Annotated in this window: 14 protein-coding genes; 12 read left to right on the top strand and 2 right to left on the bottom strand. The window is 54.1% G+C overall.

What is annotated here, in order from left to right:
- Nucleotides 1–127: 127 nt before the first annotated feature.
- The 8 genes from RZA33_RS05905 to RZA33_RS05870 all read left to right on the top strand — a co-directional run bounded on the left by RZA33_RS05905 (nucleotide 128) and on the right by RZA33_RS05870 (nucleotide 9,788).
- Complete coding sequence (locus RZA33_RS05905; protein ID WP_317506930.1) at nucleotides 128–1,222, top strand: CZB domain-containing protein; 1,095 nt, start codon at nucleotides 128–130, stop codon at nucleotides 1,220–1,222.
- Between the two features lie 152 nt (nucleotides 1,223–1,374).
- The gene (locus RZA33_RS05900; protein WP_317506929.1) at nucleotides 1,375–2,394 is read left to right on the top strand and encodes a patatin-like phospholipase family protein; all 1,020 of its coding nucleotides are present in this window, start codon (nucleotides 1,375–1,377) and stop codon (nucleotides 2,392–2,394) included.
- Nucleotides 2,395–2,723: 329 nt separating this feature from the next.
- Nucleotides 2,724–4,076: an MFS transporter gene (locus RZA33_RS05895; RefSeq protein ID WP_317506928.1), complete on the top strand. Its 1,353-nt coding sequence runs from the start codon at nucleotides 2,724–2,726 to the stop codon at nucleotides 4,074–4,076.
- An 89-nt stretch (nucleotides 4,077–4,165) separates the two neighbouring features.
- Nucleotides 4,166–5,443, top strand: a complete 1,278-nt coding sequence (locus tag RZA33_RS05890; RefSeq protein WP_317506927.1) for a nitrate- and nitrite sensing domain-containing protein — start codon at nucleotides 4,166–4,168, stop codon at nucleotides 5,441–5,443.
- Nucleotides 5,444–5,522: 79 nt separating this feature from the next.
- The gene (locus RZA33_RS05885; RefSeq protein ID WP_317506926.1) at nucleotides 5,523–6,209 is read left to right on the top strand and encodes an SDR family oxidoreductase; all 687 of its coding nucleotides are present in this window, start codon (nucleotides 5,523–5,525) and stop codon (nucleotides 6,207–6,209) included.
- A 178-nt stretch (nucleotides 6,210–6,387) separates the two neighbouring features.
- Nucleotides 6,388–7,380, top strand: a complete 993-nt coding sequence (locus RZA33_RS05880; protein ID WP_317506925.1) for an LLM class flavin-dependent oxidoreductase — start codon at nucleotides 6,388–6,390, stop codon at nucleotides 7,378–7,380.
- A 23-nt stretch (nucleotides 7,381–7,403) separates the two neighbouring features.
- The gene (locus RZA33_RS05875; protein WP_317506924.1) at nucleotides 7,404–7,898 is read left to right on the top strand and encodes a GNAT family N-acetyltransferase; all 495 of its coding nucleotides are present in this window, start codon (nucleotides 7,404–7,406) and stop codon (nucleotides 7,896–7,898) included.
- Nucleotides 7,899–8,132: 234 nt separating this feature from the next.
- A complete protein-coding gene (locus RZA33_RS05870) occupies nucleotides 8,133–9,788 on the top strand; it encodes a diguanylate cyclase domain-containing protein (protein ID WP_317506923.1) in 1,656 nt (551 codons plus the stop codon).
- On the opposite strand, the gene RZA33_RS05865 is transcribed toward RZA33_RS05870, so the two are convergent.
- A complete protein-coding gene (locus RZA33_RS05865) occupies nucleotides 9,785–10,339 on the bottom strand; it encodes a DUF1415 domain-containing protein (RefSeq protein WP_317506922.1) in 555 nt (184 codons plus the stop codon). The two genes, RZA33_RS05870 and RZA33_RS05865, sit on opposite strands and share 4 nt — an antisense overlap.
- Before the next feature lie 111 nt (nucleotides 10,340–10,450).
- Entirely contained in the window at nucleotides 10,451–11,152 is a 702-nt protein-coding gene (locus RZA33_RS05860) for a GntR family transcriptional regulator (RefSeq protein WP_317506921.1), read from the bottom strand.
- Nucleotides 11,153–11,331: 179 nt separating this feature from the next.
- On the opposite strand from RZA33_RS05860, the gene RZA33_RS05855 reads away from it, so the two are divergent.
- The 4 genes from RZA33_RS05855 to RZA33_RS05840 all read left to right on the top strand — a co-directional run bounded on the left by RZA33_RS05855 (nucleotide 11,332) and on the right by RZA33_RS05840 (nucleotide 16,119).
- Nucleotides 11,332–11,916: a chromate transporter gene (locus tag RZA33_RS05855; RefSeq protein WP_317506920.1), complete on the top strand. Its 585-nt coding sequence runs from the start codon at nucleotides 11,332–11,334 to the stop codon at nucleotides 11,914–11,916.
- Complete coding sequence (locus RZA33_RS05850) at nucleotides 11,913–12,443, top strand: chromate transporter (protein WP_317506919.1); 531 nt, start codon at nucleotides 11,913–11,915, stop codon at nucleotides 12,441–12,443. The genes RZA33_RS05855 and RZA33_RS05850 overlap by 4 nt, the downstream gene beginning before the upstream one ends.
- Before the next feature lie 51 nt (nucleotides 12,444–12,494).
- On the top strand, nucleotides 12,495–14,105 hold the full coding sequence (locus RZA33_RS05845) for a gamma-glutamyltransferase family protein (RefSeq protein ID WP_317506918.1): 1,611 nt from the start codon (nucleotides 12,495–12,497) through the stop codon (nucleotides 14,103–14,105).
- A 163-nt stretch (nucleotides 14,106–14,268) separates the two neighbouring features.
- Nucleotides 14,269–16,119 (top strand): ABC transporter ATP-binding protein, encoded by a 1,851-nt coding sequence (locus tag RZA33_RS05840; RefSeq protein WP_317506917.1) that lies wholly within the window; start codon nucleotides 14,269–14,271, stop codon nucleotides 16,117–16,119.
- The last annotated feature ends 93 nt before the right edge of the window (nucleotides 16,120–16,212 follow it).

Raw genomic sequence — 16,212 nt, 5'->3', positions numbered from 1 at the left:
AGCCTTTCTGGCCTCCAAGCGTTGAATTTCTTCATTTACGGTGGGTAAAGCAGGCGCTCGACGACGCCTTCTGCAATACTTTGTGACAAATCAACACAAACAACTGCATCTACCGCAGGTGTCTGCCATGTTTACCTTTATACATCCTTACCAAAAAATTCGTCGTTTAGAACAGCAGGTCGCCGACTTACGCGCCCAACTGGAAGCCCCCTCTCCCAGCGGTCGCTTGTTAAGCTTAATCAGTCCACAGCAGTCAATCGGCATGCTCCAAGCGCAAGGAGCGGATATGTTAGCGTCGCTCAATACTGGGGTTGAAGCGTATGCCGACCAGCTTGCCGGTGAGCGCGCCACCTTGACGGGAACGTTGACGTTTATTGCCGCTGCCGAGCAAGCGGTCAACACGTTGCACCAACGCTGCCAGTGCAGCGACGATACTAACTCGGCCTCCTCGCCGTTGGCGCTTGCTAACACGCTCCAGGACCTTGACCAACTCAAGGCAGCGCTTGTGCGCAATGCCGACCACACCCAGACGTTAGCGGTTAGCACAGCGTTGGAAGCGGCCCATAGCCAAGACCAGCAATCGCCGGGATTGGCCGCCATTGCGGATGACGTTCACCGCTTGGCGCTTAACATGCAGCAACTAAGACACCAGTTCAGCGTACTGATAGAGCAAGCCAATCGCCAAGTGAACGAACACACTCAAGCGGCGGCTAAAAAACACCAAGCCGACGATGAGATTGCCCACGCCGCGCAAACGGCCAAGCACGACTTATGTCAGCTTGCTGACCAAGCAAAGCATATGCACAAAGTCATCCATCAAAACGCTACCGCGGCTTTTTTGCACTCCGCCAAGCTGGATCATGCAGTGTGGAAATGTCGGCTTTATAAGCAGCTGCTGTCCGCCGACACGGACACACCGCTAGAAGATGACCATCAATGTCGGCTGGGGCAATGGCAACAATACGGGGAAGGCCACCAACGCTTCGCATTCAGCGCCGCCTTCAGGGCATTGACGGCGCCTCATCGTCAAGTGCATGCGAGCGGCGCTGAAGCGCTAAAGCTCGCCAATGAAGGGAACCGCAAAGGCCAACTGGCTGCGCTAGGCAGGATGGAAGAAGCCAGCCAGCAACTCGCCCAAAAACTGGATAGCCTCATGGAATACGCCATGTATGAAGCGCCCTACCCTGCCAGCCGCCACTCACCGTTAGCGGACTCCCCTTAACAACGAGAATGGTAGCTATTGGGTCTTCCACCCAGTGAAGGCGGCCCAAAGGTCGCTGTGATGAATAGCGTTTCGTTTTCCCTAGCGGCCTGTGGCATGCTGGTTTCAGTGCAACCACATTTTTCACCACCCGTCGCAATGGAGAAAAGCATATGGCAGAGGTCAAAAAGCTGGATCTAGCGTTGCAAGGTGGCGGCGCGCATGGGGCGTATACCTGGGGTGTGATTGATCGACTATTAGTGGATGACCGCATTGAAATAGAGGGCATCAGTGGCACCAGCGCTGGCGCGATGAACGGCGTGGTGATGGCTGATGCACTAACACGTGGCGATAAAAAGACGGCTCGCAAAGCACTGCACGACTTCTGGCAAGCGGTCAGCCGAGCTGGCATGGCAAGCCCCATTCGCCGTTCACCCATGGATGTTCTAACCGGCAATTGGAGCCTGGACAACTCCCCTGGTTTTATTGCCATGGACCTGTTGACGCGCGTGGCTTCCCCCTACCAACTCAACCCGCTCAACCTAAACCCGCTACGCGATATCATCGCCAGCCACATTGATTTTGAACGCGTCCGACAATGCCAACAGCTCAAACTGTTTGTCGCAGCGACCAACGTGCGTACCGGGAAGCAGCGTGTCTTCCGACGCGAAGAGATGAGCATTGACGCCGTCATGGCCTCAGCCTGCTTGCCATTTATGTTTCAAGCCGTAGAGATTGATGGTGAGGCTTATTGGGACGGTGGCTATATGGGCAACCCGGCGCTGTTCCCGCTGATGGAAGAGTGCACTGCGCGAGACATCCTACTAGTACAAATTAACCCCATCGTTCGCCATGAAATACCCACCTCTGCATCAGCCATTATGAACCGGCTTAACGAAATTACGTTTAACTCGGCGCTGATTAAAGAAATTCGTATGATCTCGCTGCTCAAGAATGCGTTTGAAGAGCAAGGTATTGAAAACGGCTACCAACAAGCACTGTTTCACCGCATCAGCGGCGAGCAGGCACTCGAGGAGCTGTCGGTCTCCAGCAAAGCCAATTCCGAATGGCCGTTTCTATGCCATCTGTTTGATCAGGGCCAGGCAGCCGCTGAGCGCTGGCTAAGCGAACACTTTGACGCGATCGGCGATCACTCAACACTTGATATCGAAGCCGTTTATCTACACGAATAGCAATAAGCATCCTGCCCCCTATTAGCACCAATATGCCACAACACCGTTGTTGCATGCCCAATCATGCAGCATGGTTGCGGCTTCTTGTGGATTAAAAACCTTACACATATAAAATATTTTATTGATTTACAACAGTAAAAGTCTAACTGGCAAACTACCTGCATTACCAAAGGTGTGGTGGTAGGCGTGGACCAGGCCCAACCGGGTACGAGTGCGTCGAACCTGACCTTCAATGGCGAAGGCATGTTCTCGTAAATTGCTCACGTAGCGTCCAATCCCATTGGCGTTGCGTAACGATAAACTCGTTCTAAGCCCCGTGAGGCCATCCCATGGACATACGTAACAAAGCCAACCGTATTCGATTACTTAACTTTTCTACCCCTCAAATGCGCGCTTTCCATTTTTCATGGTTCGCATTTCATATCTGCTTCTTTGGCTGGTTCGGCATCGCCCCGTTGATGGCGATTGTTCGCGAAGACCTTTCGTTAACCCAAACTCAAATCGGCAACACAATCATTGCATCGGTGGCAATTACAGTGATTGTTCGCCTTGCCATTGGCGTGCTGTGCGACCGAATCGGTCCACGTAAAACCTATACCGGCCTGTTACTGCTGGGCGCTCTTCCCGTCATGGGCATTGGCTTAGCGGATAGCTTTGAAACCTTTCTGCTCGCGCGCTTAGCGATCGGTGCCATCGGCGCCTCCTTTGTCATCACCCAGTACCACACCTCGATGATGTTCGCCCCCAATGTGGTCGGCACCGCCAACGCCACCAGCGCTGGTTGGGGCAACCTGGGCGGCGGCACCACACAGATTCTAATGCCGTTGATTTTCTCGGGCATGTTGATGCTGGGTGTCAATGAAGCCTTTGGCTGGCGCTTAGCCATGATGGTGCCCGGCGTGGTGATGTTCTTTACCGGCATTGGCTACTGGTTTTTCACTCAGGATGCCCCCAACGGCAACTTCAGTGAACTACGCGCACGCGGTGAGCTACCAGAAGCCTCGGGCGAGAACGGCGCAGGTCAGAGCTTTCTGGCCGCCGCCAAAGATATTCGTGTTTGGGCGTTATTTGTCGTGTACGGGTTATGTTTTGGGGTAGAGCTGACGATCAACAATATTGCCGCTATCTACTTCTTTGATAAGTTTGAACTCACCTTGGCAACGGCGGGTCTCATCGCGGGTTTATTCGGGTTAATGAATATTTTTGCGCGTACGCTGGGCGGCGTTTTCTCGGATCTTTTCGCTAAGCAAGGTGGCCTAAAGGGCCGTGTACGCTGGCTGTTTATTGCCCTGGTTTGCGAAGGCATTGCCCTGGTCGCCTTCTCGCAGATGCATGTGCTGAGCCTTGCGATTGGCATCATGCTAGTGTTTAGCCTGTTTGTGCAGATGGCCGAAGGCGCTACCTACGGCGTTGTCCCATTTATCAATAAAAAAGCCCTTGGGGCCGTCGCAGGCATTGTCGGCGCTGGGGGTAACGTAGGCGCGGTCGGCGCTGCCTTTTTGTTTCGCAGCGAAAGCCTCAGCTATCAGCAAGGGCTATTCTATCTAGGCCTTACCGTGCTTGCGCTGGCCTCCTGTGTTTTGCTGGTACGCTTTAGCGATGCCACCGAAGCCGAAGAGGCCAAAGCCTACCGCGATGCGGTTGGCGATGATGTTGGGGCAGGCGCACTTTCATTACGCTAAGTTTAAGCCCTTGACCCTACGCTCCCGTACGGCGATGCCACTGTATGGGAGCGTATATTGTTAGGCGGCGAGTCATTGAGGAAACTGCTATGTCTTCAGCGCAGCAACTGCTATTAACCGCCATCCGTTGCGATATCGACAATCTGACTCACCTTGCCACCACCACCGACATTGTCGGCGATATTAGCCGCTTTATTCACATGCTCCAGCGTGAACGCGGGGCCTCGACCATCTATCTTGTCTCCAAGGGTCAACGTTTCAAGACCCGTCGTGACACCTACCGACAGCACAGCCAACAAGCTGAAACGTTAATGCGGCAACGGCTAGAAACGCTTAGCCAAGAGGCCCGGCCACAGGCAGCGGCACGCTTATTGCGGCGTATCGCTGCCGTTTGGCAAGCCCTTGATGAGCTTGATGCCCTGCGCCAATCCATTGACGCTTTTGCGATTACCCCAGATGCCGCTACCCAGGCCTTTAACCAGTTAACCAGTGGACTGCTGGCGATTGTCTTTGAGGCAGCCGACACCTCAGCAGACCCCGATATCACACGCACCCTGGTGGCCGTTTTTCACCTGATGCAAGGTAAAGAATTAGCCGGTCAAGAGCGGGCCTGTGGCGCCTTTGGTTTTACCCAGGGCCATTTCGATGAACCCCATCGTGCGCTACTAAACCAGCTAATGGCCGATCAACAGCGCTGCTTTGAAACCTTTGAAGAGTTCGCCACACCAGAGGCACAGCAGGCGTGGAAAAAAGAACTATCGCCACGTACGTTGGCGGGCATTTGCCATCTGCGCGACATCGCCTGCCAACGCACATCGGCCTCCTCGGCAAAAGAGACGCCGGATACACTGGGCGAGACCTGGTACGAACTCACCACCTTGCGTATTGATACGATGAAAATCGTCGAAGACGCGCTGATTGCCCAACTGAGCGTCCTGTGCCAGCGCAAAATAGCCCAGGCCGAACACACCTTGGAAAAAACCAAGGACCAGCCTTACAAGCATTCTCCTGCGCCCTGCGAACAGCTGCTGGCCTTAGGTGGAGAGCAACCGTTGGGTGACTTAACCGCCAACGCGCTAACATCGCCGCTAAGTCGCTCACTCATTGAGCTTACGCAGGCCCAAGCCGGACGTTTGCAAGGACTTAGCGACGAGCTGGAAAATACCCGCAAAGCATTGCGTGAGCGCAAACTCATTGAACGTGCCAAAGGCCTGATCATGGCCCACCAGGACATAAGCGAAGAAGAGGCCTACCGTTTTTTACGCAAAACCTCGATGGATCAAAGCAAAAGCATGGCGGACATGGCCCAAGCCATTCTGGATCTCTCCGCCATGCTAAAACGCAAAGAAGAGGGGCACGCCCGCTAATTAATCTTATATTTGCACGATGGCATGACCTTAGCCATGCTAAAGGCTTATCTGGCTAACAAAGCAAGGAGTCCCATCCATGCGTGACGGCGTGTTATTAATTACCGGTGCATCAAGTGGCATTGGTGCTGCTACAGCGCGCGCAGCAGCGCGAGAAGGCTACAAACTGGTACTCGCTGCCCGCTCTAGCGACAAGCTCACCGCGCTGGCTCAAGAGCTGGGTCCGGAAAATGTGCTTACTTGTCAGCTAGATGTAACCAATATGGAGCAGCAGCAGGCCATGGTCGAGCAGGCGCTGGAAACCTTTGGCCGATTAGATGCGGTCTTTGCCAACGCTGGGCGTGGCGGCTCACCCGGCGGGTTTAGCGGCGCTGACCATGACGCATGGCGAGAGATGATTCTCACCAACGTGTATGGCGTTGGCCTCACCCTTCAGGCCTGCTTGCCCGCCCTAAAGCGCAGCAAAGGCCACGTGTTACTAACCGGTTCAGCCGCTGGCCGAGCGACCATTCCGGGCTCTATGTACAGCGCAACCAAATGGGCGGTAACAGGGATTGGCTATAATCTGCGCGAAGAATTGCGTGGCACGGGCATGCGCGTAACGTTGATTGAACCTGGCATGGTCGACACGCCGTTCTTTGATGAGCCACCAAAGCATGCGTTAGAAGACCGCGATATCGCCAGCGCGGTGATTTATGCGCTTTCGCAGCCCGCCCACGTTGACGTCAATGAAATACTCGTTCGCCCCACCCCACCAGTTGAATAACCCTCCATCAGCTACATAAAATAATCACGGTATCAATTATCAAGAAGTCGTCATCAAAGCGGCTTCTTGATGATCCACACCTTGCAATTCATCTGCACTGACCGCATAACCTGACAATACCAAGCGCGCTAAGTAATTTCTTGCTCTACGCGCCCACGAATTAGTCTGCAGGTGAACCATGAGCCAACTCGCTTCCACGGCGCTTTCTGTCCTTGATTTGGCACCTATTCGTCAAGGTGGCAGCGCCGCTGAGACATTTAACGACAGCGTCGCTTTAGCCCAATTAACCGAGCGGTTAGGTTATACCCGTTACTGGCTCGCCGAGCATCACAATATTGCCGGCATCGCCAGCGCGGCAACCTCCGTGCTTATTGGGCATATCGCCGGGCAAACCTCTACTATCCGCGTTGGCAGTGGCGGTATTATGTTGCCTAATCACCCGCCGCTGGTGATTGCCGAGCAGTTCGGCACATTGGAAACGCTCTACCCCGGTCGGATTGATTTAGGTTTGGGCCGCGCCCCCGGCTCTGACGGCGCCACCATGCAGGCAATGCGCCGTAACGCCCACGCCGGGGTCGATGACTTCCCACAATTGCTCAATGAGCTGCGCAGCTATTTAGACGATTGCGACCCTCAACAACGTGTGAAAGCGGTGCCTGGTCAGGGGACTCATGTGCCCATTTGGCTGCTGGGTTCGAGCGGCTACAGTGCGCAACTGGCGGCCAAACTGGGCTTACCCTTTGCGTTTGCTGCCCAGTTTGCACCGGGCTATTTATTTGAAGCGCTGCGCTTATACCGTGATAACTTCCGCCCTTCTGAACACCTGGATAAACCACATGCCATGGTCGGCCTACCCGTGATGGCGGCTGAAAACGACGCGATGGCACACTACTTGGCCACCAGCGCGCAGCAAAAATTTCTTAACCTTATTCGCGGCAAACCGACGCAGTCTCAGCCGCCGGTTGAGCAGCTGGACTGGTCATCGGTTGAGCAGGCCCAAGTCAGCCAGTTTTTAGGCGCCGCCATTATTGGCGGACCCGAGACGGTTAAAGCGGAACTGGAGGAGTTCCAGGCGCGTACCGGCGCCGATGAGCTAATGATTAACAGCGACTTTTATAACCATTCAGACCGGCTGCGCAGCTACGAGATTGTGGCTGAGGTCGCTCGATAAGCGCTTAGCTGCATAGGATACTTATGACCACGCTCACTTTCTCGCCGATAACGGATGACGATTTTGCTGCTTTCTGGCCCACCTTCCAGGCCATTGTCGCAGCGCAAGAGACCTATGCGTTTGACCCCGACATCAGCTTTGAAGCTGCGCGCCAGCTATGGTGTAAAACGCCTAATGCCAGTGTGGTTGCCAAAGATGAAACTGGCCAAGTGCTGGGCACCTACTACCTAAAAACCAACGCGGCAGGCCCCGGCGACCATATATGTAACTGCGGTTACATGGTGACCCCTGCCGCACGGGGCAAAGGTGTCGCGCGTGCCATGTGCGAACACTCCCAGCAGCAGGCCCGGGAACTGGGGTTTCTAGCCATGCAGTACAACGCCGTGGTGGCCACCAATGAGGTGGCCGTCGCGTTATGGCAGAAGCTGGGGTTTAATATTGTGGGTACCGTTCCTAACGCCTACCGCCATGCGCGCCTGGGTTTTGTCGATACGCATGTGATGCATAAGACGCTTTAGCAGCAAGACACTTACCAAACAGCTTTTCTAAAAGTTGCCTAGTGCCACGCCAGACTGGGAAGAGTTTTAGTTTTTCATTTGGGCCAGCAACGCTGGTCCTTTTCTCATTGAAGCACCGCTTAAGTTAATAAAAATTCACAATCAGTTAAATGCAAACGCCTCCACGATAAGGTACTTTCCCTCACCTAATCACATTACGCTATTAAGCAACTCCCTTATCGGTGATGGCTAATTATGTCTGTGCATGCCTGGTTATTCTCACGCTTCTCGCTACGCTCGCGGTTTATCGCTTTAATTGCCACACTGGTGTTTGCCACGACTCTGCTACTTGGCTGGGTGGCGTCGCGAGAGTCTGCTCAGCAAATGGAAGCCAATATTGGTAATGCCGCCTCAGAAGCAGCTTACCAAATGGTGGATAAGCTGGATCGCAATATGGACGCACGCATTAAGGAGGTAAAACTCCTATTAGGTATGCAGGCACTCACAAATGACACGAACACTAGCGCCCTACGGGAACAGCTTGAACGTTTGCAAGACAACCACAATGTGGTGTCGTGGATCGGATTTACCGACCCAGAAGGTACTGTTCAAGCAGCAACTGGGGGAATTTTAGAAGGCGTTTCAATAGCGCAAAGGCCCGTTTTTATTGAAGGACGCGAGTCGCTCTGGATAGGTGATGTCCATGAGGCTGTGCTACTCGCTCAACTACTGCCTAACCCCAGCGGTGAAGAGCTTAAGTTTGTCGATATTGCCACCCCGGTGTATGACCGCAACGAGGAACTCCAGGGCGTTCTGGCTGTACACCTGAGTTGGGAGTGGGCCGAATATATTCAGCAATCCATGTTTTCACCCGCTAAGCAGCGACAAGATAACGAAATACTACTCCTTTCCGCCGGTGGTACCGTGCTGCTCGGGCCAGAGGCGCTGATGGGACAATCGTTAGGCAGCCTTGAGCACATCCCTAGCCCCACTAACCTATCGCCACAATGGGCCATTGAAACTTGGCCCAATGGCGAACAATTTGTCACCGGCTATGCGCGTAGCAGTGGCTTTGAGGATTTTCCTGGATTGGGGTGGATAGCGATTACCCGTAACCCCATCGCGTCTGCCTTTGCCCCCGTGGAGCAGCTACAGACAGCCATTATGGGCATCGGTATTCTACTGGCCCTGCTATTTGCAATGATTGGTTGGATGATTGCCTCTCGAATGGTGACGCCCCTCACTCGCTTAGCCAGCGCCGCCGACCAAATACAGGATGGCGAGCAAGCAGACTGCATTCCTCTGGAAAGCGGCTCCCCAGAAATGAAACGCCTATCGACCTCTATGCGTAACATGGTCAGCCGACTACTGGATCAACGTCAAACGATCAACCGTTTAGAGGATCTAGCCAATACCGACCCGCTTACGGGGCTCCCTAATCGCGCCTTTCTCAATCAATACCTGCAGCTGGCCATCCCGGAAGCGGAAAGAAACCAGCAAAGTATGGTGGTCATGTATATTGATCTGGATGGTTTCAAGCAGGTCAACGATGAACTGGGCCACCATGCGGGTGATCTGCTACTTATTGAGATCACCCAGCGCTTGAAAAACTCACTGCGCAGTGGCGATGTGGTGGCGCGACAGGGTGGTGATGAATTCGTAATGGTGCTTAAAACCGAGCAGGAGTACCTGCAAATGCTTACCCACGAAGTAAGTAGGCGTTTACTTACGGCTATCGCCCAACCGATTTTATTACCTGAAAATAAACGCGCCCACGTGGGCTGTAGCTTGGGCGCTGCCTGGTGGCCACACCACGGCCTGCACATTGAAACGGTGTTACAACTGGCAGATAGCGCTCTGTATGCGGCTAAAAGCAGAGGCAAGCATCAGCTCGTGATCCACAAGCCTTAGCTATTCACATCAAAACAGTGCTGTAACTGCTGCTCAGCGGCGGCGCTGCCCATCGCCGTTAACTTAGCAATATTGCGTTCGGGAATCGCGTCGGTATCGCCGTAAAACTCAATCGCCTTTTCGACGCTCTCTTCGCGCAACAGATGCACCATGGCGTAGGGAGAGCGATTGGTATAGTTAGAGGCGTCATCGGGCTCAGCACCGTCGAAGCAGTAATCGGGATGAAAAGTGGCGAGCTGATAGACCCCTTCATACCCCTGGTCGACAAGAATGCTTTCTGCCAGCTCAACAAAATCCAGGTAGTGATCAAAGCTTTTAAACAGCGTTGGGAATACCAACAGCGTCGTTTCTGTTTCTGGATGCTCATCCAGCCACTGCACTTCGACCATCAGTTCCTCCAGTGCCACTTCGATTTTTTTGGAGCGCACCACCTCAACGCGGATGGTGTCACGCGCTAGCTCCCGCTGAGCGAACGGGCAAATATCCTGCGCCACAATGAAGGTGCGCACCCACTTTAGCGTTTGCGCGACAATGTCGTTATCCGTGTGCATGGGCATCCTCTTGAGCAGTGGCTCGGTGATCGCTGACGTTATGGGTGCGCAGTTTACACAGGGCATAGGCGTTGTGTCGTCACTCTCACGCGGCAAACTGATGAATCGCCATTAAACATGCGCCTGATAGCGCTTCAGAGCGACTTCGTAAGATTTATGAATATGATCATCCATTAATTCACGCGCCGACTTAGTATCACGCTGCAGCGCCAGCTCCACGAGTTGGTGATGCTGCTCATCCAACTCTTGACGAATTGTAGGCATTTTCGGCCCCAGGCGGCGGTAACGATCAAACTGATCGTGAAGTTGTTCGATAAATCGCAATAGCCATACGGACCCACACGGCGCCACCAGCGTGCGGTGGAACTGGGTATGCAGGTGCTCCCACTCTTCGCCTTTGTCCAGGCTGATATCAGCCCGTTTTAGACGATGCGCGGCGGCTAACAGATCAGCTTCCCAAAGCGAGTCGCCATTAGCAATTGCCCTCTCTAGCGCCATCCCTTCCATTTCCAAGCGCATCTGGGCAATATCATCCAGCTCATCCTGCGATAGTTTGGGTACCCGAAAGCCACGCTGGTTTTCCTGCACCAGTAACCCATAGGCCGCCAATTTAGTCAGCGCTTCGCGCAGCGGACTCAAGCCGACTTGGTAGCGCTCTTTAAGCGAGTTAATAGCGAGCTTTTCGCCAGCAACAAAACGTCCGCCTACCAAATCTTTGCGTAAATGATCAAACACGCGGCTTGATGCCGTACCGGCTGGCCCTGCTGGCCTTGTCGACTTAGATAAAGAGTTATTAGGCAAAGATGTCTTCATAACGGTGTCCTTTGTTTATCTCGGCGCAAGCTGTGCGTTGTTTTTTTCGCTGTTGACGTCGGATCAGCCACTACCTATATTCTATACTAGATAAAATAATCGATTTTTTAACCTACAACCGATAAACAAGGCCAGGGTATGCTTTTTATTTCCTCATCAACGTTGCAGGCTCCGCGACCATGAAAACACGCTCAACCGCCTGGCAATTGTTTTGGGCCTTTTTCCGCGTGGGCATTTTTGGCTTTGGCGGTGGCCCTGCGATGATCCCCTTAGTGCGCGCCGAAGTCGTTACCCGCCATCACTGGCTCACCGATGAAGAATTCGCCGACGTGCTGGCGATTGGCAATACCTTACCCGGCCCCATTGCGACCAAAATGCCCGGCTATATTGGCTATCGTGTGGGCGGCATTCCCGGCTGTATTGCCGCCGTTACAGCCATCATTGTCCCGATGGTTGTGGCCATGATTGCCATGTTAGGCATTTTCAGCCGCTACCGCGATGTGGCGTGGATTCGCGGCATGGGCCAAGCCGTGGTGCCCGTCGTCATGGTCATGATGGCACAGCTCACCTGGGACTTTTTTGATAAGTCACAAGCCTCGCTTGGCTGGCTTGTAAGCGCGGTAATGGCCGTTATCGCAGCGGGCCTCATTTACTGGCTTGGCATCCACCCTGGCTGGGTAGTGGGTGCCATTCTCGTTGCCGCCCTGCTAGGCCCTTCAGGCACCAAACCCTCGAGTGCTAAAAGAGCGGAGGGTGACGCGTGATTTATTGGGATCTCTTTTTAGCGTTTTTTATCCCTAACATTATCGGCTATGGCGGTGGTCCAGCGATTATTCCGCTGATTGAAACCGAAGTTGTTGGCCGTTATGGCTGGATGACCGCGCAAACCTTCGCTGAAACATTAGCCCTGGGCAACGCCCTGCCTAGCCCTATCGCGACCAAGATGGCCGGCTATGTTGGCTACGAGGTCGCTGGCGTCGGTGGAGCTTTTGTAGCGGTTACCGCCACCGTGATTCCCACTTTGCTATTAATGCTGGGCGCGCTGGGTTTGCTCTATCGTCACCGCGAATCCCCCCGCGTTAAACGCATGAGCCAGTGGGTTCGCCCTGTCATCGCCATGATGATGGCATGGCTGACCTTGGGCTTTCTACTCGAGAGCCTTAACAGCAGCGGCGCTATTCACACACTGATCATCGGGATAGTGGCTGCCGTCGCACTGATTCGCTTCAAAACCCATCCTGCGTTTGTAGTGATGGGCGCTCTCGTTTATGGCGCACTTTTCATCAGTTGAGCATGAGTATAGGCCGAGACTTAAAACGCTAATCAAAATGCAAGGATTCACATGCAACATGATGCACTCCATTACCCCAGCGCCTCGCGCCGAATGGCAACCTTCGGCAAACGTGGCATGGTCGCTACCTCACAGCCATTAGCCGCTCAGGTAGGCATTCGTATTTTACAACAAGGGGGTAATGCCATTGATGCAGCCATTGCGACGGCGGCGGCGCTGACGGTGGTCGAACCAACCTCTAATGGGATAGGCAGCGATGCCTTCGCCATTGTGTGGGTGAATGGCAAGTTGCATGGCCTTAATGCCAGCGGACCTGCCCCGCAGGCGGCGACCATTGAAGCGCTGAAAGCACTTGGTCACGACGCGATCCCCAATCACGGCATGCTACCTGTCACAGTGCCCGGTGCACCCGCTGCCTGGGCGGCGCTTTCTGAGCGCTTCGGCAAGCTGCCGTTTGCCGAGTTGTTGGCGCCTGCTATCGCATTGGCGGAAGAAGGTTTTCCAGTTTCTCCAATTATTCATCAGATGTGGGAAGAGGCCTTTAACACCTATTCAGCTTACAGCGAGGCTTCCTTCCAACCTTGGTTTGATACGTTCGCTCCCGAAAGACGAGCCCCTAAGCCCGGTGAACTGTGGCGCTCAGAAGGCCACGCTAAAAGCTTGCAAGCAATTGCAGACACCCACGCCAAGGCGTTTTACCAAGGCGAATTAGCCGAGGCTATCGACGCCTTTTCCCAACAACACGGCGGCCTGCTGCGTAAACAAGACCTAGCGACTTACCAGCCGGAGTGGGTGGACCCGATTAGTGTGCGCTACAAAGGTCATGATATTTGGGAAATACCCCCTAACGGCAGCGGCATGATTGCGCTGCAAGCACTAGGCATGCTGGAGCGCTTGAGCAAAAAGGACCATCATGACCCGGTGGAAACGCTGCACCGCCGTATTGAAGCCACTAAATTGGCATACGTCGACGGCTTTGCGCATATCACTGACCCCATCGCCATGCGCCCAAGCGTTGCTCAAATGCTTGACGACGATTACTTGAAATCTCGTGCTGAACTGATTGGCGAGCAGGCCGTTGACCCGGTACAAGGCAACCCAATCAAGGGCGGTACTGTTTACCTAGCGACGGCAGATAACGAAGGCAATATGGTGTCGCTGATTCAAAGCAATTTCAAAGGCTTTGGCTCGGGCATGGTCGTTCCTGGCACCGGTATCAGCCTGCAAAACCGAGGCTGGTCATTCTCCCTCGACCCACAACATCCCAACGCGTTAGCACCCGGCAAACGCACCTACCACACCATTATCCCCGGCTTTATCACTAAAGATAACCAGGCCGTAGGACCATTCGGCGTGATGGGCGGCTATATGCAGCCCCAAGGCCATGTACAGGTAGTGACGGCGATGCTTGATGATCAACTAAACCCGCAGGCGACGCTGGATATGCCGCGCTGGAAGTGGACCCAAGGCAAAACCATCGAAGTCGAGGCCGACTTTCCCAACCACTTAGCACTCGCGCTGGCCCGCCGCGGTCACGACATCGTTAAAGTCGCAGACTCCATCAGCTTCGGGCGTGGCCAAATCATTTTACGCGACCCTGAAACGGGCGTAATGCAAGGCGGCACCGAGCCGCGCACCGATGGGGCCGTGCTGCCCTGGTAGACAGCTACCTGGGTCAACCGATGTCTTGATAAACCCACTATTCGCTACTTGTCCCACCCCACCACCGCGTTGCCGTTGAAGGCAACCGGCGGTGGGGCTGGCTATCCACGCTTAACCGTCGCATCATAGCCTTCCTTTTCGCTAGGTCATCGCTCCCCTTTTTATGTCGCCACCGCCTTCGTATGCCCCGCCTTCTTCTACGCTTAGCAGTTTTTTGGGCGTTTTCCGCTACAGCCGCCGCGCGCTTGGCTTGGTGTGGGAAACCTCACGATGGATGATGCTGGGCCTGGCGCTATGTACCTTAGTGGCGGGGGTGCTGCCAGCAGTGGCGGCTTGGGTGGGTCAGCTGATCGTCGATGGCGTCGTCAGCGCCATGGAAACCCACCAAGAGGCCAGCAACCCTAACCTGCTCGCTACGATCACACCGGTCCTTCAGTTGGTTGCTGTTGAAGCCTTAATTATCGCACTAATCGCCCTGGCTCAGCGCGGCTTGGCCGCTCAGCAATCATTGCTGCGAGCGCTGCTGGGGCAAAAAGTTAACGTTATGATATTAGAAAAAGCCGGCCAGCTCTCGCTTGGTCAGTTTGAAGATTCAGAGCTTTACGACAAACTCACACGTGCCCGGCGTGAAGCCTCTACCCGGCCGCTAGCCTTGGTCAATAAAACTTTTGGGTTGCTGCAAAACGCTATTTCGCTTGGCAGCTTTGGGTTACTGCTGGTGCAGTTTTCTCCCTGGGCGCTGCTGATATTGGTCGCTGGCGCGCTGCCGGTGTTTATCTCTGAAGCAAAGTTTTCAGGCGAGGCGTTTAAGCTATTTCGCTGGCGGTCACCGCAAACGCGCATGCAGATGTATTTAGAAACGGTGCTGGCTCGAGAAGACAGCATTAAAGAGGTCAAGCTGTTTGGCCTGGAAAACCTGTTCCTTGAGCGCTATCGGGATATTTTTTCCCGCCTTTTCGCCGAGGACCGGCGTTTAACGCTACGCCGCGAAACCTGGGGCTTTCTGCTCGGCTTGCTGGGTACGCTAACGTTTTACGCTGCTTACGGTTGGGTAGTGGTCGAAACGATCATCGGCGCCTTGACCCTGGGCCAAATGACCATGTACCTGATGGTGTTCAAACAGGGCCAGGCTGCGCTTTCCGCTAGTCTCACCGCGATTAGCGGCATGTACGAAGATAATCTTTATCTTTCCAATCTTTATGAGTACCTGGAGCAGCCGGTAGAGGCAGAACACGGCACGCTAACCCAAGGGGCATTGCCCGGCGATGGGCTGCGTTTTGAGCAGGTTAGCTTCTCCTACCCGGGTGGCGAGCATGTCCTCCACGATATTTCGCTACATCTAGCTCCTGGGCAGAGCCTGGCGTTAGTGGGCGAAAATGGCTCGGGAAAAACCACCCTAATTAAGCTTTTAACGCGACTGTACCACCCTACCCAAGGGCGAATTCTTTTAGACGGTAGCGACCTGCGCGACTGGAGCACCCAGGCACTACGTGAGCGAACCGGAGTTATTTTTCAGGATTTTGTCCGCTATCAGCTACAGGTGGGTGAAAACCTGGGCGTTGGCGATACACACGCCTTTAACGACCAGCAACGCTGGCAGCAGGCCGCACGCCACGGCATGGCGGATGACTTTATTACCCAGATGGCCAGTGGCTACCAAACCCAACTAGGCCGGTGGTTCAAAAACGGCCAAGAGCTTTCTGGCGGCCAATGGCAAAAAATTGCTCTTTCTCGCGCTTACATGCGCGAGAATGCCGACATTATCGTACTCGACGAACCTACTGCCGCCATGGATGCCGCCGCAGAAGCGGAAGTGTTCTACCGCTTCCGTGAACACAGCCGCGATAAAATGGCGATCCTAATCTCACACCGTTTCTCGACGGTACGCAGTGCGGATATCATTCTAGTCATTGATCAGGGCTACATCATCGAACGGGGTACCCACGAGGAACTGCTCGCAGCGGAAGGCCGCTACGCCAAGCTATTTCAGCTTCAAGCGGCAGGATACCAATAATTCTTTAATATTAATCACTCTCATTACAACAACTATTAATCTAACTAATAGTCACTTAAACTAGCTACCGTAAAATCACTTAAACCAAAAATT

The organism is Halovibrio sp. HP20-59, assembly GCF_033052795.2.
GTDB lineage: Bacteria > Pseudomonadota > Gammaproteobacteria > Pseudomonadales > Halomonadaceae > Vreelandella.
Note: the sequence above shows the minus strand (reverse complement) of the source record. Positions and strands in the feature narration are given on the sequence as shown.